Below are 2,101 nucleotides of genomic sequence, written 5' to 3' on the forward strand. Positions count from 1 at the left end.
TGGCCAATGAAGGCCATATGGACCCGGATTTGGTGCGTACGACCAGTGTGCAGCTTGCATCTGACCAGGCAGTGCTTACCGGTGCTTTGGGACAGCGATACCACGGTGGAGGCCGGCTTCCCGGCGTTCCTATCGAGGTCCACCACGGCCATTCGCAACCGGTTGCGTGGATCCCGCCCAATGGCAGCTTCTACCTGCCGGGTTTTCCCGCCCAGCCAGGCACCGTGGGCCAGTGCGACATATTCCCGGCTCACGTCGCGGGCGGCGATCAGGCCGACCAACTGGTCCATCACCGTCCGCTGCCGGGCGACCACCATCAAACCGCTGGTTTCTTTATCAAGGCGGTGAACAATGCCGGCGCGTGGCAGGAAGACGGCCTGCGGATCATGCGCGAGCAAGCCGTTCAACAAGGTCCCGCTCCAGTTGCCGGGCGCCGGATGCACAACCAGCCCGGCAGGTTTGTTGATCACCATCAGGTAAGCGTCCTCGAACACGATATCCAGCGCCATCGCTTCAGGCCTGAATGCCTGGCTTTGCGGCGTCGGACGCAACTCAATGGCGAGTTCATCACCAGCCTTGACCTTCGTGGATGTCTTGGTGACTGTAGAGCCCCCGAGTTTCACCATGCCTGAGTCGATCAACTGCTGAAGATACGTGCGCGAGAACTCGGGCACAATGGCGGCCAACGCGCGGTCGAGACGGCTGCCATGGCTTTCGACCGGGACAGCTACCTGCCGCAACTCCACCTCGACAGCCGTATCGCCCTCCTCCAGCGCCTCATCGGGCACCTCCTCAGGTGCAGTAGCGCCCGATATAATCAATTTGCTTTGTTCTGAATCAGTCATCAAGAAGGTCGATTGCAATGTTTTCCACCAAATTATCGGTTGTTCCCAATGCAATGCCGCTTTTTGCAGCCGTTTGCGCTTTATCTTTTCTGATTGCCGGATGCTCGAGCACCCCTGCGCCCGACAAGACTGCCACATGGAGCCCCAACAAGATTTACGCCGAAGCAAAGGATGAGGCCAGTGGCGGGGCCTATGACAAGGCAATCCCGCTGTACGAAAAACTGGAAGGCCGTGCTGCAGGTACCCCCCTCGCCCAGCAAGCGCAGCTTGAGAAAGCTTATGCCCAGTACAAGGGAGGAGAACAAGCCCAGGCCATCGCGACATTGGACCGGTTTATGAGACTGCATCCGGCCAGCCCGGCCCTGGACTATGCGCTGTACCTCAAAGGCCTGGTGAACTTCAATGACAATCTCGGCATTTTCGGGTTTATCTCCCGTCAGGACTTGTCCGAAAGGGACCAAAAAGCAGCCAAGGAATCCTTTGAGTCATTCAGGGACCTTGTGACTCGCTTTCCTGAGTCAAAATACTCGCCGGATGCCCGTCTGCGGATGAGCTATATCGTGAACTCGCTAGCCCAATCCGAAGTGCATGTCGCGCGGTACTACTATTCACGGGGTGCCTACGTGGCGGCAATCAACCGTGCGCAGAGTGCTATCGCCGACTACCGCGATGTACCCGCATTGGAAGAGGCTACCTTCATTCTTTATAAGTCCTACGAAGCGCTGGGTATGGTCGAATTGCGTGACGATACCCGCCGTATCCTCGAAAAAAGCTACCCGCAAAGCGAATACTTGAGCAAGGGATTCAAGTCGGGAGACAATCCTTGGTACAAGTTCTGGTAAGAGCTTCCAGCCGGTCGAACAGCTCCTCCTCGGATGCCAACCGCCGCATCGGCGGAAGAGCTCTCAGCAAACGCCTCCCATAACCCATGGTTGTCAGGCGGCTGTCGCACACCACCAACACCCCCTGGTCACTTTCTCGGCGTATCAGGCGACCGGCACCTTGCTTGAGAGCTACCGCCGCCTCAGGCAGAAAATAGTCGTTAAAAGCGCTGCGTCCTTGTGATTCGAGAAGCTTTGAGCGCGCCTCTGCCAGCGGGTCGTTCGGAGGCGGAAAAGGCAGCTTGTCAATGACAACCAGTTGCAGCGCGTCGCCAGGCACGTCAATGCCCTCCCAAAATGACGCCGAAGCCACCAGCACGCAGCCTTTGCCGCCATTGGCATTACCTGCTCGGAAGCGTTCAATCAGCACACGCT

General features: G+C 57.9%; 3 protein-coding genes. 1 reads left to right on the plus strand and 2 read right to left on the minus strand.

Features of this window, described 5'->3' with window-relative positions; translation table 11 throughout:
* Positions 1-845 (minus strand): RluA family pseudouridine synthase (locus tag AC1DWI_RS20785; RefSeq protein ID WP_477725637.1); only part of this gene is annotated, 845 nt, incomplete at its 3' end.
* A 17-nt stretch (positions 846-862) separates the two neighbouring features.
* Between AC1DWI_RS20785 and AC1DWI_RS20790 the strand changes: the two genes are divergently transcribed.
* On the plus strand, positions 863-1,687 hold the full coding sequence (locus AC1DWI_RS20790) for an outer membrane protein assembly factor BamD (protein WP_477669349.1): 825 nt from the start codon (positions 863-865) through the stop codon (positions 1,685-1,687).
* Here the strand turns inward: AC1DWI_RS20790 and AC1DWI_RS20795 are convergent.
* A partial coding sequence (locus AC1DWI_RS20795) for an ATP-dependent DNA helicase (RefSeq protein WP_477725638.1) occupies positions 1,650-2,101 on the minus strand: 452 nt, incomplete at its 5' end. The genes AC1DWI_RS20790 and AC1DWI_RS20795 overlap by 38 nt on opposite strands.

The organism is Polaromonas sp. P3_C2 (genome assembly GCF_056402675.1).